This window comes from Sphingomonas sp. CFBP 13733 (assembly GCF_014841795.1).
In the GTDB taxonomy this organism is placed as follows: domain Bacteria; phylum Pseudomonadota; class Alphaproteobacteria; order Sphingomonadales; family Sphingomonadaceae; genus Sphingomonas; species Sphingomonas aerolata.
Window position 1 is genome coordinate 722,312 of sequence record NZ_JACYUP010000004.1, and the last position, 20,919, is coordinate 743,230.

Here is a 20,919-nt window from a genome sequence, read left to right on the forward strand (position 1 = left end):
ACCGAAGCGGACGGGTCGCGCGTTCGTGTCTTGAGGCAGTGCGCGTAGCAGTGCCCGACGGGTGTTTCAACGGCTACGGATCCCACGGAATCCTAGGCGGGTTTGAAAAGAGACGCCGTTGCCCTATGTTGGGACGAAGATCGGAGGCACGGTTGTTTTACGTAGTACTTCTCGCGATGGTCGCAGGGTTCCTGGCGATGCGTCTTTATAGCGTGCTCGGAAAGCGGACCGGTCATGAACAGCAGCCCCTGCCGCGTGCGGCAGAGGAGCGGTCCATACCCGTCACGATCCCGCGCACGATCGATGCGGCCGCCGAACAGCGGACGATCGCGAACCGCAACATCGACGCGCGCGCCGAACCCGGCCTGCGCTCGATCATCGCCGTCGAGCCCGGCTTCGACGTCAACCAGTTCCTCGAAGGCGCGCAGGCGGCCTATCGCATGACGCTGGAAGCCTTCTGGAAGGGCGATTCCGATACGCTCGCCGATCTGGCCGAGGACGACGTCCGCACCGCGTTCGTCGAGGCGATCGCGGCGCGCGAGGCGGCTGGCGAGACGCTCGACAATCGTCTGGTGACGATCGAACGCGCGGTGATCGCCGATGCGTCGGTTTCGGGCCGTGAAGCCCGCATCTCTGTGCGCTTCGATGCGGACATCGCCGCGATCACGCGCAACGAGGCGGGCGAAGTCATCGCCGGGTCGCTCACCGACGCGGTCGAGACGCATGACATCTGGACGTTCGTCCGGACGCTCAAGAGCGCCGGCCCGAACTGGAAGCTCGCGGACACCGACGAGGCGTGACGCGCGCGATCAGGGGGATTGGCGGTTCGTTCGCGCTGGCCCTGGCCCTCAGCGGGTGCGTCGGCGGTGTCGCCGCACCAACCGACCGCCCGTCCTCGCCGGGCACCGCATCGCCGGCGGCCACCGCCGGAAAGCCGTCACGGGGTCAATTTACCCCAAACAGTGACAACATTCGCAACATTCGCGGCATCCAGATACCCGCCCGCATTGTTGGGGCGGTACCGCTGGCTGCCGTTCCCGTCGCACCGCCTCTGCCCGGTGCGCTCGCCCCGGTCAGCGCGGTCACGGCCGGCGTAACGCCGGGGCCGTCGCTCGCTACGCTGCCGATCAGCGATGCGCAGGCCGAGGCCGCACGCCTGGCCTTCGTCACGAGCTGCCCCGGCTTGCAGCGTCGTTCCGACCAGTCGGGGCTGACCCGCGGCGCCGATTGGCAGCCCGCCTGCGCCGCGGCGCAGGCGACCGGACCCGGTGGCGCGCGCGCATTCTTCACCCAGTGGTTCGAGGCGGTCCAGGTCGGTGACGGCAAGGCCTTCGCGACGGGCTATTACGAGCCCGAGATCGCCGGCTCGCTCGAGCGTCGCGACGGCTATGCCCCGGTCTATGGTCGCCCGCGCGATCTGATCGACGTCGATCTCGGCGCCTTTTCGACATCGCTGAAAGGCAAGAAGATCCGCGGCCGCGTGGCGGGGTCGAACTTCATTCCCTATTATGACCGCACCGCGATCGAGCAGGGTGCGCTGGCCGACACCGCGCCGATCCTTGCCTGGGCGAAGGATCCGGTCGAGCTCTTCTTCCTGCAGATCCAGGGGTCGGGGCGGCTGCGCCTGCCCGACGGGTCGATCCTCCGGATCGGTTACGATACGCAGAACGGTCGCGACTATACCGGCATCGGCGCGCTGATGAAGACGCGCGGGCTGTTGCAGCCCGGCCAGACGTCGATGCAGGGCATCGTGCAGTGGCTCCACGATCACCCCGTCGAGGGGCAGGCGATCATGCGCGAGAACAAAAGTTTCGTGTTCTTCCGCGAACTCGACGGCGCGCCGCAGGGTGCGATGGGCTATCCCGTGACCGGGCAGGTCAGCGCGGCGGCGGACGTGAAGTTTGTGCCGCTCGGCGCGCCGGTGATCCTGTCGCTCGACCGGCAGGACGCGACCGGCCTGTGGATCGTCCAGGATACCGGTGGCGCGATCAAGGGCAGCAACCGGTTCGACACCTTCTGGGGTGCCGGCGCCGCTGCCGAGGCAACCGCTGGCGGCATGGCGGGGCGCGGCACCGCGTTCCTCCTGCTCCCGATCGGCACCACCGCACGGCTCAACGCCGCAACTGCGAACGGGGCGCGCTATGACGGGTCGTCCGCTCAACCCTGACGAGGCGCATCTCTGGGCGCGCGTGATGCAGACCGTGCGCCCAATGCGCGCGGTCCCCAAGCTCGTGCCCCCGGTCGTGCCGTTAGCCGCGCCCGTCGCGACGACGCGCAAGGTAAAGCCTACCAAGGGCATCCGCCTGCCAACGCTCCCACCCCCGCCCGGCGCAGCGCCGTTGAAGGCAGCGGCGCGCACCCTGTCGCCGGCCAACACGCTCGACGGTGGCTGGGACAAAAGGCTGCTGCGCGGCGCGGTCAGTCCCGACAGTTCGATCGACCTTCACGGGCACACGCTCGCCTCCGCGCATGCAATCCTCGACACCGGCCTGTCCCGCGCGATCGCCCGCGGCGACCGCGTGCTGTTGCTGGTGACAGGCAAGCCGCCGCGCCCCGAGAGCGAACGCCCGCATGCCCGCGGCGCGATCCGTGCGGCGGTCATCGACTGGCTGTCGATCTCGCGTCATGCCGGCGGGATCGTCGCGGTCCGCGGCGCGCATCCCCGGCACGGCGGGGCAGGGGCGCTCTACATCATCCTGCGCCGCAGCCGCGAACTGGGCGGCTGACACGATGGGTTATCCGCGCTCGACCGCACGAACGATGACGTCGGCATAGATGTCGGTCAGGCGGTACAGGTCTTCGACCGCAACCGCCTCGTCGACTTTGTGCATCGTCGCATTGATCAGCCCGAATTCGACCACCGGGCACAGCTTCGCCAGAAACCGCGCGTCGGACGTTCCGCCCGTCGTCGACAGGTCGGGAACGACCCCCGTTACCGCGGTGATCGCGTCGGACACCAGCGTCGACAGCGGCCCGGGCGTCGTCAGAAAGGCCTCACCCGACACGCGGCCGGTGACGACCGCTGCGGGATCATGCCGTGCCGCCAGTGCGCCGATCCGGGCGATGAGCGCGTCGCCGCTGTGCGTGTCGTTGAACCGGATGCTGAGCCGCGCCGACGCTGCGGCCGGGATGACGTTATGCGCGGGATTGCCGACCGCGATATCGGTGACCTCGATGTTCGACGGCTGGAACCACGCATTGCCCTGGTCGAGCGCGACGGTCTCGATCTCGGCAAGGATCGCGACCAGCCGGGGGATGGGGTTGTCGGCGAGATGCGGATAGGCAACGTGACCCTGCCGCCCGGGGACGCTGATCCAGATATTGACCGAGCCGCGCCGGCCGATCTTGATCGTGTCGCCGAGCGCGGCGGTGGAGGTCGGTTCACCGACGATGCACTGGTCAGGGCGGATGCCCCGTGCCGCCATCCGATCGATTAGCGCGCGCGTCCCGAAGGTGGCAGGACCTTCCTCGTCCCCGGTGATGATCAGCGACACGGTGCCCGCGTCGGTCCGGCTGGCGGCAGCAGCAAAGGCGGCGATCGCGCCTTTCATGTCGACAGCGCCGCGCCCGTAGAGCAGGCCGTCGCGGACCTCGGCCGACCAGGGCGAGCCGTGCCACCCCTCGCCCGGGGGGACGACGTCGAGATGCCCCGCAAATGCCAGATGCGGCCCCGATCCGGTCCGGACCGCGAGCATGTTTTCCACCGGACCGTCGGGCGCTTCGCCGATCGTGAAGCGGTCGACGTCAAAGCCGATCGGCGTCAGCGCCGCCTCCAGCACGTCGAACACACGGCCACGCGCCGGCGTGACGCTGTCCTCGGCCAGCAGCGCCTGCGCCAGCGCCAGCGGATCGATCACCGCAGCGCGCTCGGCGCCGGCTGCTCATATTGTTCGATCACCCAGTCCTCCTCCTGCGCACCGGCGATCCAGTCCTGCATGAAGGGGTGGTCGAACATCGCCTGCATATAGCCCTGCGCGAACCGGGCGATCGGCAACTGATAGGTAACGATCCGCGTGACGACGGGCGCGTACATGATGTCGGCCGCGCCGAACGTACCGAACAGGAAATCGCCGCCGCCGCCAAAGCGCGCACGCGCCTGTGCCCAGAGCTCCATGATCCTCTGGAGATCGACCAGGACATCGTCGTCGGGGCGCTGTGCCGGGAAGATCTGACGGACGTTCATGCTGTGCTTCTTGCGCAGCGCGGCAAAGCTCGAATGCATTTCGGCCGCCATCGAGCGGGCCATCGCGCGTGCCGCCTCGTCGTCGGGCCAGAACCGGTCGCGACCGACCTTGTCGGCAAGATAGTCGACGATCGCCAGGCTGTCCCATACGACCGCCTCACCATCCCACAGGATCGGCACCTTGCCCGACGAGGGGGCGAACTCATCGCCCTGGCGTCGCTTTTCCCATTCCGCATCGTAGAGCGGGACGACGACCTCGTCGAAGGGCAGCCCGGACTGCTTGCAGGCGAGCCAGCCGCGAAGCGACCAGGAGGAATAGGCCTTGTTGCCGATGACGAGTTTCATGCCCTGCGAACTAGCGGGCCGAACGCGCGAGGGCAATCTCCACGGCCTCTGCGGCCGCGCCGACCTCAGCTGACGGCTTCGACGACCGCCGCGCGCAGTTCGGGGATGCCCATGCCGTACTCGCTCGACGTCACGAGGATGTCGGGATGCGCGGCGGGGCGCTTGCGGGCCTCGGCCGCGGTGCGCTCGGTGACCTCGACGAGTTCCGACGCCTTGATCTTGTCCGCCTTGGTCAGCACCATGCGATAGCTGACCGCAGCCTTGTCGAGCATCTCGAGGATCTCGCGGTCGACGTCCTTGATGCCGTGGCGCGAGTCGATCAGCACGAGCGCGCGCTTGAGCACGTCGCGGCCGCGAAGGAAGTCGTTGATCAGGAAGCGCCACTTCTTGACGACATCCTTGGGCGCCTTGGCAAAGCCATAGCCGGGCATGTCGACGAGGCGGAAGGCGAGCGGCGCGCCGACTTCGAAGAAGTTCAGTTCCTGCGTGCGTCCGGGCGTGTTCGACGTACGCGCCATCGAATTGCGCCCGGTCAGCGCATTGAGCAGCGAAGACTTGCCGACGTTCGACCGCCCGGCAAACGCCACCTCCGGCACCGACGCATCGGGCAGGAATTCGAGCGTCGGCGCCGATTTCAGGAAGCCGACATGGCCGGCGAACAGCTTGCGCGCATACTCGAGCTGCTCCGCGGTGAACGGCGCGTCGGTCGGCTCGAGATGGGGACCCAGATTCGGGCCGGCGGTTGGAAGGTCGTTCACTTGGTCACCGGTGCTTGCAGGCCCGGATGTCGGGCGTAGAGGAGCTTCTGCTGAAGGATCGTCAGGCAGTTCGACGTGATCCAGTAGACCTGAAGACCGACGGCGAACGGCGCCATCACGAACATCAGCACCCAGGGCAGCAGCTTGAAGACCTGCTTCTGCGTGTCATCCATCGGCGTCGGGTTCAGCTTGAACTGGAAGTACATGCTGATGCCGAGGATGATCGGGACGATGCCGATCGCGATCATGTGCGGCGGGGTGAACGGCAGTAGACCGAACAGGTTGAGCGGCGTCAGCGGATCGGGCGCGGACAGATCCTTGATCCATGCGACGAACGGCTGGTGACGCATTTCGATCGTCAGCATCAGCACCTTGTACAGCGCGTACATGATCGGGATCTGCAGCAGCGTCGGCGCGCAACCCGCGAGCGGGTTAACCTTCTCCGCCTTGTACAGCGCCATGACCTCCTGCTGCATACGGACCTTGTCGTCCTTGTACTTCTCCTGCAGCGCCTTCGTCTTGGGCTGGACCGCGCGCATTGCGGCCATCGACTTGAACTGGCGCTGCGCGATCGGGAAGAGCAGGCCGCGGATCGTCACCGTCAGCAGGATGATCGCGACGCCGAAATTGCCGACCATGCGGAACAGCCAGTCGAGATAATAGAAGATCGGCTTCTCTACGATCCGGAACCAGCCCCAGTCGATCGCATAGTCGAGCTTGGCGACGCCGCCCGCCTGGTCGGTATAGCGATCGAGCAGCCGGACCTCCTTCGCGCCTGCAAAGAAGCGCGACGTCTGGGTCACCGCCTGGCCGGGGGCGACGAGCTTGGGCTGCAGCGCGTAATCCGCCTGATACGCCTTGTTGGCGCCCGCGCGGAACTGGCCGTCAAACGCCTGGCCCTGGTCGGGAACGAGCGCGGTCAGCCAGTATTTGTCGGTGAAGCCGAGCCAGCCGCCGGTGGTCGTGAACTTCTGCGGTGCCTCGTCGATGTCGTCATAGTTCGGACGGTAATGCGCGCCGCCATTGTCGACCGACATCGGCCCGACGTGGATCGTCATCGACGACGGATCCTTGGAGATGCCGACACGGTTGACGAGACCATAGGTGGCAACGGGGACGGGCGCGGTGCCAGCGTTGAGCACGGTCTGGCGGACCGTGAACATGTAATCGCCGTCGACCGCGATCTGGATGCGGAAGCGCTGGCCCGTGGCGTTGGTCGCATCGAGCGTGACCGGAGTCGTCGGCGTCAGCGTCGTCGCGCCCGACGCAGTCCAGACGGCGTCAGCGGCAGGCGGAGCAAGCCCCTGCGCGCGCCAGCCGAAGCTCGCGAAATAGGCGTCGGGTGCACCGGCCGGTGAAAGCAGACGGATCGGCGGAGAATCCTTCGCGACGGTCTCGTCATAGCCCTTGAGAACGAGATCATCGATCCGCGCACCCTTCAGGTTGATCGAGCCGGACACCCGCGGGGTTTCGATACGGACGCGCGGCGTCTCGGCGATGACCGCGGCGCGATCGCGCACTGCGGCGGCACCATCGGCGGCCGGATCGGCGGCGGGGTTCGCGACGGGCTTGGTCTTGCCGCCTTCGATTTTCGTCACCGGTGGATTGGCCGTCGGGAAGAATTTGCCCTGGATCATCGGCCATCCGAACAGGATGAGCGCCGCGATAACCGCGAACAGCACGAAATTCTGCTTGTCGTCTTTCACAGGGCGGCGTCTTTCAATTTCTCAGGCTTCAGCTCTGGGACTGGGTCGGGTCCGTACCCGCCCCAAGGATGGCAGCGCGCGATGCGCTTCGCCGCCAACCAGCCCCCCTTGCGCGCGCCATAGCGCCCAACGGCCTCGATTGCATAGGCGGAACAGGAAGGATCGTAGCGACAGCTAGACGGCAGGACCAGCGAAGGACCGAGTTGCCAGCCGCGCGCGACGAGGATGATGAGGCGGGCTAGCACGATGCGGCCGGGACCAGTGCACCCCAAAACTGTTTCCCCGCGAAGGCGAGGATCGAGACTGGACTCCCGCCTTCGCGGGAGAACAAGAAGCGGTGCAAGATCGCGCCTTCGGCACAGCGCCATTCCAGACTGCGGACCACCCCGGCATAGGCCGGGGCCCAGTTGGGGGACGCTAGTGACGAGTGGCTGCGGTGCATTAAAGAGGCTTTCCCACCTGGGTTCCGGCCTTCGCCGGGGTGGTGGTATCCACTGCAGCAGCAGCTGGTGCTTGCGGCGTGACCTTGCGGAACGCCTTGCCGAGCTCGGTCCGCAACAGCGCGTAATCACGCTCGATGCCGCCGTTGCGCCCGATCAGCACGTGATCGGCGCCAGCGACACCGCGTTCCGCCAACAGCTCACGCGCCAAAGCCCGCAACCGCCGTTTCATGCGGTTACGGACGACGGCGTTGCCAATCTTCTTGGTGACGGTGAAGCCGATTCGCATCGTCTCGTCACCGTCATCGCGGGGGCGCATGAGCAGGACGAATCCCGGCATCGGTGCGCGCTTCCCCGCATTCGCCGCGAGAAAATCGCGGCGTTTCGACATGATCGTCAGGCCGGCATCGCCGGCCGCGACGGTCAGGCCGACAGCTTCTTGCGACCGCGGGCGCGGCGGGCGTGGATCACTGCCCGGCCGCCGACCGTGGCCATCCGTGCGCGGAAGCCGTGACGGCGTGCACGTACCAGGTTGCTCGGCTGAAAGGTCCGCTTCATTGGTCATTCCCTAGGTCATCAAATAGAAAACGGCCGCCACGGGGACGGCCTTGATGGGTGGGCGCTTAGGCAAACTAGGGGGACAAGTCAATTCACCCGCTCCGTCTTCGCTGAATCGCCTCGCTGCGAAACCGCGGCGGCACGATCGCGCGCGTGCCGTCGCAACGCGCTGCGGCGGCGCATCATCCGGTCGACGAAATGGCCGCCCCGCGGCCAGCGGCGCTTCAGCCGGCCCCAGCGTCGCCGTGCCCGTGGCGAATTGCGCAAAACCAGGACCATGCCGCCGGCAAACACGAAGACCCCCGCCGGCCCGGGCACCGGTGTCAGCAGGGGGGCGGCAAGGATCATTATCCCGCCGCACAACAGCTGGACGAGGCGATAGGTCGAGGAGCGGACGGCGTTCACGCGAGGCATTTGGGACCGGTGTGTTAGATTGGCAAGACGGCACCGTGCCGCCTGCCATTGCCCAAAGGCCAAATCCGGTATGAATAGGGCGTGACGGTGGCGATCCGCCATGACGAGCGACGCGGCGGGGGATTTTCATGGCGGCGATCGTGTCGACAGTGGCGTATCTGGGGCTGGAAGCGCGCGCAGTCGAAGTACAAGTCCAGCTGATTCCGGGACTTCCCGCGTTCAACCTCGTCGGGCTGGCGGACAAGGCGGTCGGCGAAAGCCGCGAGCGGGTCCGCGGCGCGATCGCGGGGATGGGCCTGGCATTGCCGCCGAAACGGATCGCGGTGAACCTGTCGCCGGCCGATCTGCCAAAAGAAGGATCGCATTTCGATCTTCCGGTCGCGCTCGCATTGCTGGCGGCGATGGGGGTGATCGATGCGGAAATGCTCGCCGATTATGTCGTCGTCGGCGAGCTCGGCCTCGATGCGCGGATCACCGCGTCGCCCGGTGTCCTGCTGGCCGCGCTGCATGCGTCGAACGAGGGCAAGGGGCTGATCTGCCCTGCCTCACAAGGATCGGAAGCGGCCTGGGCCGGGTCGATCGAGGTAGTTGCCGCGCCCGACCTGCTCGCGCTGATCAACCATTTCAAAGGCCATGGCCTGCTGCGCGCGCCCCAGCCTGGTGAGGTCGATGTCGCGCCGGCCGGGCCTGACCTTGCGCAGGTTCGCGGGCAGGAGACCGCCAAGCGCGCACTGGAGGTCGCTGCGGCGGGTGGGCACAATCTGCTGATGTGTGGTCCGCCGGGGTCGGGCAAATCGCTGATGGCGGCGTGCCTGCCGGGGATCCTGCCGCCGCTCGACCCCGCCGAGGCGCTCGAAGTGTCGATGGTCCAGTCAGTGGCAGGCGCGTTGTCGGGGGGGCGGCTGACTCGAACCCGCCCGTTCCGCAGCCCGCATCATTCGGCGTCGATGGCTGCGCTGACCGGGGGAGGGCTGAAGGTGAAGCCCGGGGAGGTCAGCCTAGCGCATCTGGGTGTGCTGTTCCTCGACGAATTGCCCGAGTTCCAGCGGGCGGTGCTCGATTCGCTGCGCCAGCCGCTTGAGACGGGAACGATCAGCGTCGCGCGCGCCAATGCGCATGTGACCTTCCCCGCGCGCGTCCAGCTGATCGCGGCAATGAACCCGTGTCGTTGCGGTCATCTCGGCGATGCCGGCCTCGCCTGTGTGCGGGCACCGCGCTGCGCCGCGGACTATCAGGCCAAGGTGTCCGGGCCGCTGCTCGACCGAATCGACCTCCACATCGACGTGGCAGCGGTCACGGCGGCGGATCTAGTCCTGCCCCAGGCCGGCGAGGGATCGGCAGCGGTGGCAGTGCGAGTGGCCGCCGCCCGCAGGGTGCAGACGGAGCGCTATCGTGATCATCCCGTGCGGACGAATGCCGAAGCGGACGGTCCGTTGCTCGAGTCGGTCGCTACCCCCGATGCGCCGGGACAGCGTCTGCTGGTGCAGGCGGCAGAGGCGATGCGGCTGACCGCTCGAGGTTATACGCGAATACTGCGCGTCGCGCGGACGATCGCGGATCTGGCCGGCGCCGATCACGTAGCGCGTATCCATGTCGCGGAAGCGCTGAGCTATCGCCGCCGTCCGCCAACCAATTGACGCATGTTTTCACGTCTACAAGATACTTGATCTATGATAATAAGCTAGTACTACTCATTCTGTTAATTGTTGTAGATTAACAATGACCACACCGAGTTTGGAGTGAGGTGGCGTCGCGCCGGTCCTTATGCCCGTCCGGCCCCGATAGAGCGCGGTAAGGAGCGACAGTGACATTTATCGACCCCGCCCCATTCCGGGCTGCAGCCCGCGCTCCAGCAGACGCGATCGCACCAGTCGAGACGGCGACCCGTGTGACGTGCGGTGCCTGTGGCACCGGCAGCGTGCTCCCGTTCGATTTCACGATGGCGTTCCAGCCGATCGTCAACATCGCGACGGAGCGGGTCTGGGCCTATGAAGCGCTGGTTCGCGGCACCGACGGTGCGGGCGCGGGGGCGATCCTCGACAGGGTGTCGGGGGACATGATCTACGGGTTCGATCAGGCTTGCCGTGTGCGTGCGGTGGAGATGGCTGGCGCGTTGTTCACGCCGGGCGAGGACGTGAAGCTGTCGATCAATTTCATGCCGAACGCGGTCTATGAACCCAATGCCTGTATCCGGGCGACGCTGGGGGCAGCGGCGCGGGTCGGCTTCGACAAGCGCAACCTGATGTTCGAATTCACCGAGAACGAACGCATGCGCGACGTGCCGCATGTACGGCGGATCATCGAGGCGTACCGTGCGCAAGGGTTCGTGACCGCGATCGACGATTTCGGCGCGGGCTATGCGGGGCTGGGGCTGCTCGCCGAACTTAATCCCGATGTCATCAAAATCGACATGGCATTGATCCGCGGGATCGACGGGTCCGCCGTGAAGCGGTCGATCGTCGCCGCGGTCATCGCATTGTGCGACGAACTTGGCATCATCCCGATCGCCGAGGGGATCGAGACTTCGGGCGAACTGGCGGCGTTGCGCGCGCTCGGGGTACGGTTGTGCCAGGGCTACCTGATCGCGCGTCCCGCGATTGCACGCCTTCCGGTCCCCTTCGCGGACGCCGCAGAGGTGGTCCACGCCTGACGGTCCGGTGCGGCCCGGGCGCGGTACCGGGCTGCGCCGATCCGCGTCGCCGCGGCGATGTCGTGACCGCCGGCGGAACGTCGCTGCGCACGGCGGGTTTAGCCGGCGTAACGATCAATATGATCCAGGGGGATTTGCGGTGACCATCTCGGATGTCCGTGCGACGCAACTCGCACGTCTTGGCTTCGCCGCGCGCGGGCTGGTTTATTGTCTGGTGGCCTGGTTTGCGGTCGATGCCGCAATGCGCGGCGGGACGATCGCCGACAATCAGGGGGCGATCGGATCGCTGGCGGACGAGCAGCTAGGTGTCGTCCTGCTGGCCGTCATTGCCGCGGGTCTGCTCGGCTATGCGGTGTGGCGGCTGACCGAAGCGATCGCCGATCCGGAGCAGATCATGCGCGACGCCAAGGGCGCCCTGACACGGATCGGGCACGTCGTCAGCGGGATCGCGCACCTCATCCTTGCCTGGAGTGCGGCACGTCTCGCCTGGCAACCACGGACGGGCGGCGGCGGGCAGTCCCCGGGTGACGAGAGCGCCCGCGACTGGACAGGCTGGCTGCTTTCGGTGCCGTTCGGCCGCGTGCTGGTTGCCGTAGTCGCAATCGGTATCCTCACCGCGGCTGTGATGCAGGCGAAGAAGGCCTGGAAGGGCGATTTCGTCAAGGACCTGCACAATGACGGCTCGCTGCCTTCCTATGTCTGCACGATGGGGCGGCTGGGCTATGGCGCCCGCGCAGTCGTCTTCACGATCATCGCCGGCTTCTTTGCGGTCGCGGCATGGCAGGCGCACGCCACTGAAGCCGGCGGCATGGCCGACGCGCTGGCGATGCTGCAGGACCAGCCGGGGGGCAAATGGCTGTTGGCCGCGACGGGCGTCGGGCTGGGATTGTTCGGCGTCTACAGCTTTGTCGAAGCGCGCTTTCGCCGCGTTCAGGTTCGTCTGCCGGGGTGAAGATCGCGGCCTAAGGCGCGGGAATAGCGTGCGATCTCATTCGTTCGCTTGTGCACGTGACACATCGCGGGCAGGTTGTGCCGATGAAACGCCTCCTGCCGCTGCTGCTGCTCACCGTCTCGGCCACCACCGCCGCCATCGCCGCTGATCCACGGCCGCCTATCCTGTCACCGGACCGGATCAAGTTGGACGTCAAGACACTGAGCGCGGATGCGTTTCACGGGCGCGGGCCGACCCAGGCGGGTGAGGCGGTCACGCTCGATTTCCTTGAGCGACGCTTCAAGCAACTCGGGCTGAAACCCATTGCCGGTACCAGCTATCGGCAGCGTGTGCCCCTGCTGCGTTGGACCCGCGATGCCGCAACCTTCACGCTGCATCTCGGCGATCAGTCGGTGCCGTTGCGGCCCGGAATCGAGATCGCGGCATCGTCGCGGATCGTCGGCACGACCGCGCTCGATCATGCCGATATCGTTTTTGTCGGCTATGGCGTGGTCGAACCGAAGCTCGGCTATGATCCGTATCGCGGCGTCGATGTGCGCGGCAAGATAGTCGTCGCCCTGGCCGGCGATCCCGATGTCGAGGCGGGACGCGACCTGGGATTTGGGGGACGGGCCTCGAGTCCGGCCGCACGGACCAAGCTGAGCGAGGCGCAGAAGCGCGGCGCAGCGGCGTTCCTGACGATCCACGAGACGTTTCCCGCAAGCTATCCCTGGCTGCAGATCGCGAACGGCGACGCGGTACCGGGCTATGCGCTCGACACCGGGACGGTGCCTGCGGCGTTCGGACTGCGCGGCAACCTGCGCAACGACATTGGAATCCGTCTGCTGCGGCAGGCGGGGCTGGATTATGCCACGGCGAAGGCTGCCGCACAGCGCGCCGATTTCGCTGCGATCATATTGAAGGGGGCGACCCTGTCGGCGCGTGTTCAAACGCGGATGGAGCATGTCGCGAGCCACAATGTCGTCGGCCTTCTTCCGGGCACCGATCCCGCGGCGGGCAGCATTCTCTATGGCGCGCATTGGGATGCCTATGGGGAGAACGCGTTCGATCCGCCCGCGGACCGAATCCGCAACGGCGCGATCGACAACGGGACCGGCACCGCGACGCTGCTCGAGATCGCGCACGCCTATGCGGGCGCCGCCCGGCCGCGGCGTTCGGTCGTGTTCGCGCTGTGGACTGCGGAAGAAAAGGGGCTGCTCGGTGCAAGCTGGTATGCCGACCACCCCGTCCTGCCGCTCGCGACGACCGCCGCACAGTTCAATCTCGATCCACATGTCGTGCTGGGGCGGACGCGCGATCTCGAGCTGATCGGCGTCGGGAGAACGCCGATGGAGCGCGATCTCGAGCGGGTTGCGGCGGCGCAGGGGCTGCGAATCGTGCCCGAGGAGAATACCGAGGCGGGCTGGTATTACCGCTCGGACCATTATGCGCTGGCGCAGAAGGGCGTGCCGGGGGTGTATTTCCGCGCGGGCCGCGATCTGGTGACGGGTGGGGCGAAGGCGGGCGAGGCAATGCGCGATCGGTTCAACGCACGATGCTATCACCAGACCTGCGACGAATTCGACACACGCTGGGACATGACCGGCGCCGCGCAGGAGGGCAGCGTCGCCTATGCGCTGGGCCGCGAGGTCGCCGAGGGGACGGTATGGCCGGTCTGGAACGCGTCCGAGCCGTTCGCAGCGGAGCGCGACACGACTCGGGCGGCGCGCAAATGACGGGCACGGCCGTGGCCGGGCCGAAGGGGCGTTGGGCCCTGTGATAGTCAGCAAGGCGGCGGGAAATATCGCGTCATCCGGGCTTTATTCAGGCTAGGGCGATATTGCCCGTGCGACGCAGGACGCGATCGCTATAGGGACGCTATGCAAAGCCTTTCAAAGACAAAGACGAACGCCCCCTGGTTCGGTACGATGCTGAGCGGTGCCGCGGTGGTGGCCCTGTTGCTCCCGGTCGACGCCGTTTCGGCCCGAGCGGCGCAGGAGCAGCTGGTGCCGCCGCAACTGTTCCAGACCCAGCCGCAAAGGCCCGTCGCCCCATCGAACCCGCCGGCCGTCCAGCCTGCGCTTCCGGCGCAGGCGATGACGCCGCGCATGGCGGTGCCGCCAGTGGTTCCTACCGTTCGCATGCCGGTGCTGTCCGTTGCCCAGGTCAAGCAGCTGCAGAAGCTGCTTGCGTCGGACACGATGGGGCAGGGGCTCGCGTTCGCGCGGCCGTCGCTCGTACTCGACGTCGACAATGACACATTGGTCCGCGAAGCGCTCGACCATGCCCGCGCCGTCCATGCCGGGCGCTTGTCCGAAGCCGACTTCCAGCGGGACTGGGGCATGCGCCCGCCGGCCTTCGATCCGCTGCCGGGCTTTGCCGATGCGGTGAAGCGTGACCGGATCGCCGCGTGGATCGCCGCGTTGCCGCCGCCCTATTCAGGGTATGACGGGCTCAAGGCCGGGCTCGAGCGCTATCGCGCGATCGCGGCGGCGGGCGGTTGGTCGGTGCTGGCGAGTGGGCCGGACATGACGATCGGCGCGACGGGCCCACGCGTGACCGCGCTCCGCCAGCGCCTCGCGGTCGAGGACAAGGACGTATCGGCCGGTGGTGACCGGTTCGACGCTGCGCTGCTCGAGGGGGTACGTCGCGCGCAGCGGCGCTACGGGCTCAATCCGAGCGGGATCGTGTCGGGGCAGACGCTGGGTGCGCTGAACGTCTCGGCGACCGATCGCGTCCGCCAGATCATGGCGAACATGGAACGCTGGCGCTGGCTGCCGCAGGAGCTGCCCAAGGATCGCATCCAGGTGAACATCGCCGCCGCGGTCCTGACGGTATTCGATGGCGACCGGCCGATCACTTCGATGCGCGCGGTCACCGGGCGCCCCGGCGACGAGACGCCAATGCTGACCTCGACGATCCACAGCGTCGTGATCAACCCGCCCTGGAACGTCCCGACCTCGATCGCGACGCGCGAACTGTGGCCGAAGGAAAAGGCCAATCCGGGATACCTGAAGCGCAATGGCTTCAAGGTGATCGGCGGCACGCGGCTGCAGCAGGCCGCTGGTACGCAGAGCGCGCTGGGGCGGTACAAGTTCGATTTCGACAATCCCTATTCGGTGTATCTGCACGACACCCCGTCACGCGCGAAGTTTGCGAGCTTCAGCCGTCTGGCGAGCCACGGGTGCGTCCGGCTCGAAAAGCCCGCCGAGCTTGCCAACCTCCTGCTCGCGGGTGATCCGCAATGGACCCCCGAGATGGTCGCGGCGACGGTCGACAAGGGCACGACGGTGCGGGCGCGGCTCAGCAAGCCCGTGTCGGTTTATCTCCTCTATTGGACGGCATTCGCCAGTGGTAACGGCCAGATGAACTTCCGCGCGGATCCCTATAGCTGGGATTCGACACTGGCCTCCAAGATCGAGGCACGGTCGGCGGCGCAGGCGATGGCAGCACGATGAGGGACATGACCATGACGACCAAGACACATGCGATCCGCTTCGCGCTCGGCGCGAGCCTGTTCGCGACCGCGCTCGGCGGCTGTTCCCCGTCCGAGCCGGACACCGCACCCGTGACCGAAAACAGCGCGTATGAGGAAGAGGCCCCGGCTGAAGCCGAAGCGCCGGCGGTGGTCGAGGAAGCGCCTGCGCCCGCCCCTGCAGAGGTGAAAGCCGAGGCACCGCCCGCTCCGGAAATCGCGCCGGACGTTCAGATGCAGGACGATGCCGATGCGACGGGAATGACTGCGCGCGTCCGCCGCGACGGCAGCAGCGCGAGCGAACCCGCCGATGACGTGCCCGCCACGAACGAGATGGAGCCGCAGTGAGGCTGATGCCGACCGGCGCCTATCAGCGCCGTATCCCGGCCGTGCTGGCGGCGCTGGCCACGCTGGTTCTGCCCATGTCGTCTGCGGTATCGACGGCGTCGCCCGCCGGGGTGGCGAGCCGCGCCGCGCCGGTTCCGCTGGCGGCGATTCCCGGGACGGCAATGGCGGTTCCGGCTTTGGCGGAACCGGTGCTCGCCGCGCCATCGCCCGCGGCGGCGCGGACGGTGTCGGCCATCCTGATCGATGCGCGCGACGGCCGGGTATTATATGCGCAAGGGGCCAATCTGGTCCGTCGACCCGCGTCGCTGACCAAGATGATGACGCTGTTCCTGGCGTTCGACGCGCTCGACGCGAACAAGCTGCAGCTTTCCGACACCGTCAAATTCTCACGCGCTGCGGCGAACCAGCCGCCGTCACGGCTCGGTCTGCGGCCCGGTGCCGGGCTGACCGTCGGCGAAGCCATCCGGGCGATCGCGGTGAGTTCGGCCAATGACGTGGCGGTAGCGCTTTCCGAAAAACTGGGCGGCAGCGAAGCCGGCTTCGCGCGGCGGATGACCGCAAAGGCGCGGACCCTCGGCATGCGGCGGACGTCGTTCACCAACGTCACCGGATTGCCCGGCGCCAATCTCACGACCGCGACCGACATGGCCATGTTGTCCAAGGCACTGATCGACCAGCATGCGGATCGCTATGCCTATTTCAGCACCCGGTCGTTTCGCTGGGCTGGACGGCAGTTGCAGAACCACAATCACATGCTCGGCGCCTTTGACGGGCTCGACGGCATCAAGACCGGCTATACGGTGGAGGCCGGATTCAATTTGGCGGCATCGGCCAAGCGCGGCAACCGCCGACTGATTGCCGTCGTCCTGGGAGAGCGAACCGCACGCTCACGCGATCGGCTGGTCGCGCAAATTCTCGAGCGCGGGTTCAACGGTAGCGAGGGCGCCCCGAGCTAATCTGTTGCGGCTCAAGCCAGGGCACCCCGTACGCCACGGCGCACGGGGCGCCTGATTGGCGCGGGGGCGTCAGGTGCGTTCGATCAACTCGATCTCGGCCTCGACCTCGATCTCCTCATCCTCGCCGCCGTGCGTGCCGTCATCCTCTGGGATGATCAGGTCGACGGTCCAGTCATAGACCTTCTCGCGGTTTTCGCCCTGTACCCAGACGCGCACTGCGCCCTTGGTGATTTCTCCACCCATCTGCCCGACAAAGTCGGAGATGAGTGTCTCGGCGGCATCCTCGTGATCGGTCGCGCCGGAGATGCACGCGGACTGCATCTCCTCTTCGAAATCGATCAGCTGTGCCCAATATTGTTTCGCCATGTGTCGGTCCTGTTCGTGGGGAGCTGCGTGCGCCGGGGTCAGCGTGCGATACCGCCCGCCGGGGTCGAGACTGGAGCGATTTGCCCCGACGCGGGCAGCAAGGCCAGCGCCGTCTTGTAGCAATCCTCGATATGCGCGTTGCCGACCAGCTTCATCGCGCCGAAGCTGATCGTGGCGGCGAAGGCAGACCCGACGAACGGTACGTACTTGGCGAGCGATCCCGCCGCGAGCCGCGTGCCGACCCGACGCAGCAACGCCGTAACGACCCGCTTGGTGACCATGCGGCCGATCACGTTGTTACCCATGCTCGACGCCATCACGAGAACCTGCTGCGCAAGATGCGGCTCGAGCTTTTGAACCTGCTCGTGATCGAGCTGGAACATCTCGCTGATCTTCGGCAGCAGGGTGGTCAAAAGGCCGACATCCGCGACCAGGTCGACGCCCGGAATCGGTACGACCGCGGCGCCCGCCGACATCAAGGATCGCCGGGTGACAAGCGACCGGCTTTCGGCGCGGACCCGCTCCAGATCTTCGAGCCGTGTAATCATCGATGTCGATCTTTCCAAATGGTTGAATTGCGGCGCGATACCACAGGCTTTGCAACTTCGCGACGTGGCTTGTTCGCTGCCGGATGCAGGCTGCCGTGCCGGCCGGTGCGGAGATATAACCAACTTGGCATATTCAATTGACCGGCTGGGGTGGATGTCGGACTATAGGATCGTATTTGGGGCCGTCGGCACGCACGACTGACGGGGCGGCGCGCGAAGTCACATCGATGCGCGCCTCGACGTTCCGGGGAGGGAGCAAGCCGTGGATTTCTCGGATTTCGAGCCGCATGCCGGTGGCGGGGTGACTGCGGAGGAACGCGCGGTGCGGCTCGGCCCGAGCCTGTCGGGCACAAATCTCGAACGGGCCGGCGACTATAACCAGCGCGTCGTGCTCCAGGTCATCCGTCGAAATCCGGACATCACCCGGACTGAGATCGCGACGATGACCAACCTCACCGCGCCGACGATCGCGAATATCACTGGGCGCCTGTTCGAGGCTGATCTCATCGTCGATGCCGGGCGCCGCAAGGGCGGACGTGGCCAGCCGGCGGTACGATTGCGGATCAACCCCGATGGATGCTTCGCGATCGGGCTGAACATCGACCGTGATCACGTCACGCTCGTATCGCTCGATCTGGCGGGGCAGGTCCGGTCCCGGTTCACACAGCAGATCGCGTTCGCGATGCCCGACGACATCATTGGCATCGTCAGCAAGGAGATCGCCGAGATCCGGGGATCGGGCGTGCTGCGCGCAGACAGGATACTTGGCGTCGGCGTGGCACTGCCCGACGATCTGGGGCAGGTGGCGCTGCCGCATCGCCCGGCGGGTTATGAATGCTGGGGCGCGGTCGACCTTCAGGCGCTGCTCGCCGACGTCGTTCCATGGTCGGTGCATATCGATAATGACGCGGCGGCGGCGGCGATCGGCGAGGCGCAGTTCGGCGGCGGGCTGGACCATGCGAGCTTCTTCTACATTCTGGTCAGCGCAGGGCTTGGGGGCGGGGTCGTCATCGACGGATCCTATTATCGCGGCGCCGACGCCCGCAGCGGGGAGCTCGGCTTTCTGCCGCTGGCGGGCATGCCGGGTCAGGTGCTTCAGGACGTGGTGTCCTTGTCCGCGCTCGCCGCGCGGCTTGAACAGGCTGGCTTGACTACGCCGTTCGACCCGGCGCTGGACGTTGCCGAACAGTTCGGCGCGACACTCGATGCATGGGTCGACGAGTGCGCGAGCGCCCTCGTGCCCGCGCTGACTGCCGTCAACTGCCTGATCAATCCGGCCGCGGTGCTGATCGGCGGACGCCTGCCCGATACGGTGCTAGACCGACTGGCGGCGGAAACGACACGCAAGTTGCTCGCGGCGGCGCCGACGATCCCGGCGCGTGCACCGATCCGGCGCGCCACACTGTCGCGCGATGCGCCCGCCGTGGGCGCTGCGATCCTGCCGTTTCTCGACCGGATCCTGCCGTCGGACGCCATCCTGATTAAAGGCTGATTGTTAAAGCAAATTGACTTTATCTTTCTCGCGGGCAGGGTGCCTCCAAACCAAAGTCAGAGAGAGATGCAGTGATCCAGATCGGTATCGATGTCGGCGGCACGAAGATCGAGGCAGCGGCCCTCGACGCCGACGGTCAGTTCCTTGCCCGCGTGCGCAGCCCGAACCCGGGAAATTACGGCGACGCCATCGGGACGATCGGCGACCTGATCGCTCGCGCCGAGAGCGAGGCGGGCGCCATGGGCTCGATCGGGGTCGGTACGCCCGGATCGATCAGTCCGCGCGACGGGCTGATGCGCAACTCCAACGCCACCTTCCTCAACGGCCGCGCCTTTCGCGAGGATCTGGAGACTGCGCTCGGCCGTCAGGTCCGGATGGCCAATGACGCGAATTGCATGGCACTGTCCGAAGCGGTTGACGGTGCGGCAGCCGGCGCGCGGTCCGCCTTTGCGGTGATCGTCGGGACCGGCGTCGGAGGCGGACTGGTCGTCGACGGCCACATCGTCGAGGGCGCGAACGGCATGGGGGGCGAATGGGGCCATGTCCCGCTTCCGTGGATGACCGCGGCGGAATATCCCGGTCCGTCATGCTGGTGCGGACAAAGCGGGTGTCTCGACATGCTGATATCGGGGACTGGTTTCCGGCAGGATCATGCCGCCCGGTCCGGGCAGATGCTGGACGGCGCCGCGATCGTCGAGGCCGCGCGACACGGCGAAGCCGACGCGGTCGCATCGCTCGACGCCTATGTCGATCGGCTTGGACGCGCGCTGGCGATGATCGCCAATATCGTCGACCCGGACGTCTTCGTGTTCGGCGGCGGCATGTCGAATGTCGAAGCGATCTACGCCCGGCTTCCCGCGGTGATCGATCGCTACAGCTTCGGTGGCGACTGGAAGGGGCAGGTGGTGCCGGCCCGTTGGGGTGATTCCTCAGGCGTGCGCGGCGCAGCGCGGTTGTGGCCGCGCTGAGCCTCCTGCGTCGGAGCCCGCGAGGCGCCTAGCCGGCTGACCGGCGGTGCGCGGTCATCCGGTGAGCGTGCGGTTAAATAGAGCGATGACCGCGTTCAGCGTCTGGGCGAACAGGGCGGGATCATAGCGTGGTCCCTCGTCACGCAAAAACGCGTGCTGGCCGTTGACCTCGAGCCAGCCATAATTGGCACCGACCGCCTCCAGTCGCGCGCGGATCGTCTCGCGCGCGGCAAACGGGACATGCGGGTCCTGCCGCCCCCAGATGAACAGCGTTTCCGCTTTCAGGTCCGCCATGCGCGCCAGACTGTCGTCCTGCTTGCCCGCACCGAGCGTGCCGCTGTGGATGTCGGTCGCGTAAAAGCACGCCGCTGCTGCGACGCGGGGATCGAGTGCGGCGCGGTAGGCGAGATGGCCCCCCAGGCAGACGCCCATCGTCGCAAGCCGCCCGGTACAGGCGGGATGCGCAGCAAGGCCGTCGAGCGCTCCGACCGCATCCGCGTCGAAGGCGTGAACCGGTTTCGTGACCTTCAGCGCGTTGCCGCGATCGGTGCCGGCCGCGTCGTAGCGCAGCACCGTCCCGGGTTGCTCATACTCATGATAGACCTCGGGCACCGCGACACAGAAGCCGTGACCGGCGACATAGGCAGCAAGCCGGCGGATCGGGTCCGTGACCTGGTAGATTTCCGAGAACAGCAGAACGCCGGGATAGCGTCCCTCGACCGCGGGGCGGAAGAGGTGCGTGCGCATGACGCCGCCTGGTGACGGCATGGCATCATCCGAA

Annotated in this window: 23 protein-coding genes; 12 read left to right on the forward strand and 11 right to left on the reverse strand. The window is 66.8% G+C overall.

Annotated elements, in window-relative coordinates; translation table 11 throughout:
* Positions 1-152: 152 nt before the first annotated feature.
* The 3 genes from IFT71_RS15975 to IFT71_RS15985 are packed head-to-tail and all read left to right on the forward strand — an operon-like array spanning position 153 to position 2,726.
* The gene (locus IFT71_RS15975; protein WP_192141971.1) at positions 153-800 is read left to right on the forward strand and encodes a Tim44/TimA family putative adaptor protein; all 648 of its coding nucleotides are present in this window, start codon (positions 153-155) and stop codon (positions 798-800) included.
* Positions 797-2,167, forward strand: coding sequence for a murein transglycosylase A (gene mltA / locus IFT71_RS15980; protein WP_342212672.1), 1,371 nt, complete (start codon positions 797-799; stop codon positions 2,165-2,167). The genes IFT71_RS15975 and mltA overlap by 4 nt, the downstream gene beginning before the upstream one ends.
* Positions 2,142-2,726: a Smr/MutS family protein gene (locus tag IFT71_RS15985; protein ID WP_192141973.1), complete on the forward strand. Its 585-nt coding sequence runs from the start codon at positions 2,142-2,144 to the stop codon at positions 2,724-2,726. The genes mltA and IFT71_RS15985 overlap by 26 nt, the downstream gene beginning before the upstream one ends.
* Before the next feature lie 9 nt (positions 2,727-2,735).
* Here IFT71_RS15985 and dapE read toward each other — a convergent pair whose 3' ends face one another.
* From dapE to IFT71_RS16025, 8 genes are all read right to left on the reverse strand, one after another.
* Positions 2,736-3,857, reverse strand: a complete 1,122-nt coding sequence (dapE, locus tag IFT71_RS15990; RefSeq protein WP_192141975.1) for a succinyl-diaminopimelate desuccinylase — start codon at positions 3,855-3,857, stop codon at positions 2,736-2,738.
* The gene (locus tag IFT71_RS15995) at positions 3,854-4,528 is read right to left on the reverse strand and encodes a glutathione S-transferase (RefSeq protein ID WP_107929510.1); all 675 of its coding nucleotides are present in this window, start codon (positions 4,526-4,528) and stop codon (positions 3,854-3,856) included. The genes dapE and IFT71_RS15995 overlap by 4 nt, the downstream gene beginning before the upstream one ends.
* Before the next feature lie 65 nt (positions 4,529-4,593).
* Positions 4,594-5,256, reverse strand: coding sequence for a ribosome biogenesis GTP-binding protein YihA/YsxC (gene yihA / locus IFT71_RS16000; RefSeq protein WP_192142112.1), 663 nt, complete (start codon positions 5,254-5,256; stop codon positions 4,594-4,596).
* A gap of 26 nt (positions 5,257-5,282) precedes the next feature.
* A complete protein-coding gene (yidC, locus tag IFT71_RS16005) occupies positions 5,283-6,992 on the reverse strand; it encodes a membrane protein insertase YidC (RefSeq protein WP_192141977.1) in 1,710 nt (569 codons plus the stop codon).
* Complete coding sequence (yidD, locus tag IFT71_RS16010) at positions 6,989-7,237, reverse strand: membrane protein insertion efficiency factor YidD (protein ID WP_192141979.1); 249 nt, start codon at positions 7,235-7,237, stop codon at positions 6,989-6,991. The genes yidC and yidD overlap by 4 nt, the downstream gene beginning before the upstream one ends.
* 196 nt (positions 7,238-7,433) lie before the next feature.
* Positions 7,434-7,772 carry a ribonuclease P protein component gene (rnpA, locus tag IFT71_RS16015; protein WP_244654953.1) on the reverse strand — a complete coding sequence of 113 codons (339 nt, stop codon included), beginning with the start codon at positions 7,770-7,772 and terminating at the stop codon, positions 7,434-7,436.
* Positions 7,773-7,855: 83 nt separating this feature from the next.
* Positions 7,856-7,990 (reverse strand): 50S ribosomal protein L34, encoded by a 135-nt coding sequence (rpmH, locus tag IFT71_RS16020; protein WP_031393806.1) that lies wholly within the window; start codon positions 7,988-7,990, stop codon positions 7,856-7,858.
* 87 nt (positions 7,991-8,077) lie between these two features.
* Entirely contained in the window at positions 8,078-8,395 is a 318-nt protein-coding gene (locus tag IFT71_RS16025) for a hypothetical protein (RefSeq protein ID WP_342212673.1), read from the reverse strand.
* Between the two features lie 137 nt (positions 8,396-8,532).
* Here IFT71_RS16025 and IFT71_RS16030 point away from each other — a divergent pair, with 137 nt between their 5' ends.
* The 7 genes from IFT71_RS16030 to IFT71_RS16060 all read left to right on the forward strand — a co-directional run bounded on the left by IFT71_RS16030 (position 8,533) and on the right by IFT71_RS16060 (position 16,764).
* Positions 8,533-10,041 (forward strand): YifB family Mg chelatase-like AAA ATPase, encoded by a 1,509-nt coding sequence (locus IFT71_RS16030; protein WP_192141985.1) that lies wholly within the window; start codon positions 8,533-8,535, stop codon positions 10,039-10,041.
* Positions 10,042-10,208: 167 nt separating this feature from the next.
* Positions 10,209-11,054, forward strand: coding sequence for an EAL domain-containing protein (locus IFT71_RS16035; protein ID WP_342212674.1), 846 nt, complete (start codon positions 10,209-10,211; stop codon positions 11,052-11,054).
* A 139-nt stretch (positions 11,055-11,193) separates the two neighbouring features.
* A complete protein-coding gene (locus IFT71_RS16040) occupies positions 11,194-12,006 on the forward strand; it encodes a DUF1206 domain-containing protein (RefSeq protein ID WP_192141987.1) in 813 nt (270 codons plus the stop codon).
* Positions 12,007-12,089: 83 nt separating this feature from the next.
* The gene (locus IFT71_RS16045; protein ID WP_192141989.1) at positions 12,090-13,721 is read left to right on the forward strand and encodes a M28 family peptidase; all 1,632 of its coding nucleotides are present in this window, start codon (positions 12,090-12,092) and stop codon (positions 13,719-13,721) included.
* A gap of 144 nt (positions 13,722-13,865) precedes the next feature.
* Positions 13,866-15,443 carry a L,D-transpeptidase family protein gene (locus IFT71_RS16050; protein ID WP_244654955.1) on the forward strand — a complete coding sequence of 526 codons (1,578 nt, stop codon included), beginning with the start codon at positions 13,866-13,868 and terminating at the stop codon, positions 15,441-15,443.
* A gap of 11 nt (positions 15,444-15,454) precedes the next feature.
* Positions 15,455-15,808, forward strand: a complete 354-nt coding sequence (locus IFT71_RS16055) for a hypothetical protein (protein WP_082446833.1) — start codon at positions 15,455-15,457, stop codon at positions 15,806-15,808.
* Positions 15,809-15,813: 5 nt separating this feature from the next.
* The gene (locus IFT71_RS16060; RefSeq protein ID WP_244654996.1) at positions 15,814-16,764 is read left to right on the forward strand and encodes a D-alanyl-D-alanine carboxypeptidase family protein; all 951 of its coding nucleotides are present in this window, start codon (positions 15,814-15,816) and stop codon (positions 16,762-16,764) included.
* 69 nt (positions 16,765-16,833) lie between these two features.
* On the opposite strand, the gene IFT71_RS16065 is transcribed toward IFT71_RS16060, so the two are convergent.
* Entirely contained in the window at positions 16,834-17,130 is a 297-nt protein-coding gene (locus IFT71_RS16065; protein ID WP_031393817.1) for a hypothetical protein, read from the reverse strand.
* A gap of 38 nt (positions 17,131-17,168) precedes the next feature.
* Positions 17,169-17,678, reverse strand: a complete 510-nt coding sequence (locus IFT71_RS16070) for a hypothetical protein (RefSeq protein WP_192141991.1) — start codon at positions 17,676-17,678, stop codon at positions 17,169-17,171.
* Positions 17,679-17,940: 262 nt separating this feature from the next.
* On the opposite strand from IFT71_RS16070, the gene IFT71_RS16075 reads away from it, so the two are divergent.
* Together IFT71_RS16075 and IFT71_RS16080 are read left to right on the forward strand one after the other, a co-directional pair.
* Positions 17,941-19,170: an ROK family protein gene (locus IFT71_RS16075; RefSeq protein ID WP_192141993.1), complete on the forward strand. Its 1,230-nt coding sequence runs from the start codon at positions 17,941-17,943 to the stop codon at positions 19,168-19,170.
* Between the two features lie 71 nt (positions 19,171-19,241).
* Entirely contained in the window at positions 19,242-20,138 is an 897-nt protein-coding gene (locus tag IFT71_RS16080) for an ROK family protein (RefSeq protein ID WP_192071130.1), read from the forward strand.
* A gap of 54 nt (positions 20,139-20,192) precedes the next feature.
* Here IFT71_RS16080 and IFT71_RS16085 read toward each other — a convergent pair whose 3' ends face one another.
* The gene (locus tag IFT71_RS16085; RefSeq protein ID WP_244654956.1) at positions 20,193-20,885 is read right to left on the reverse strand and encodes a dienelactone hydrolase family protein; all 693 of its coding nucleotides are present in this window, start codon (positions 20,883-20,885) and stop codon (positions 20,193-20,195) included.
* Between the last annotated feature and the right edge of the window lie 34 nt (positions 20,886-20,919).

Excerpts from the sequence above, each read along its gene's own strand:
- IFT71_RS15985 (WP_192141973.1), top strand. The coding sequence starts at position 2,142 with ATGACGGGTCGTCCGCTCAACCCTGACGAGGCGCATCTCTGGGCGCGC.
- IFT71_RS15995 (WP_107929510.1), bottom strand. The coding sequence starts at position 4,528 with ATGAAACTCGTCATCGGCAACAAGGCCTATTCCTCCTGGTCGCTTCGC.
- rnpA (WP_244654953.1), bottom strand. The coding sequence starts at position 7,772 with ATGCCGGGATTCGTCCTGCTCATGCGCCCCCGCGATGACGGTGACGAG.
- rpmH (WP_031393806.1), bottom strand. The coding sequence starts at position 7,990 with ATGAAGCGGACCTTTCAGCCGAGCAACCTGGTACGTGCACGCCGTCAC.
- IFT71_RS16030 (WP_192141985.1), top strand. The coding sequence starts at position 8,533 with ATGGCGGCGATCGTGTCGACAGTGGCGTATCTGGGGCTGGAAGCGCGC.
- IFT71_RS16045 (WP_192141989.1), top strand. The coding sequence starts at position 12,090 with ATGAAACGCCTCCTGCCGCTGCTGCTGCTCACCGTCTCGGCCACCACC.
- IFT71_RS16050 (WP_244654955.1), top strand. The coding sequence starts at position 13,866 with ATGCAAAGCCTTTCAAAGACAAAGACGAACGCCCCCTGGTTCGGTACG.
- IFT71_RS16055 (WP_082446833.1), top strand. The coding sequence starts at position 15,455 with ATGACGACCAAGACACATGCGATCCGCTTCGCGCTCGGCGCGAGCCTG.
- IFT71_RS16060 (WP_244654996.1), top strand. The coding sequence starts at position 15,814 with ATGCCGACCGGCGCCTATCAGCGCCGTATCCCGGCCGTGCTGGCGGCG.
- IFT71_RS16065 (WP_031393817.1), bottom strand. The coding sequence starts at position 17,130 with ATGGCGAAACAATATTGGGCACAGCTGATCGATTTCGAAGAGGAGATG.
- IFT71_RS16070 (WP_192141991.1), bottom strand. The coding sequence starts at position 17,678 with ATGATTACACGGCTCGAAGATCTGGAGCGGGTCCGCGCCGAAAGCCGG.
- IFT71_RS16085 (WP_244654956.1), bottom strand. The coding sequence starts at position 20,885 with ATGCGCACGCACCTCTTCCGCCCCGCGGTCGAGGGACGCTATCCCGGC.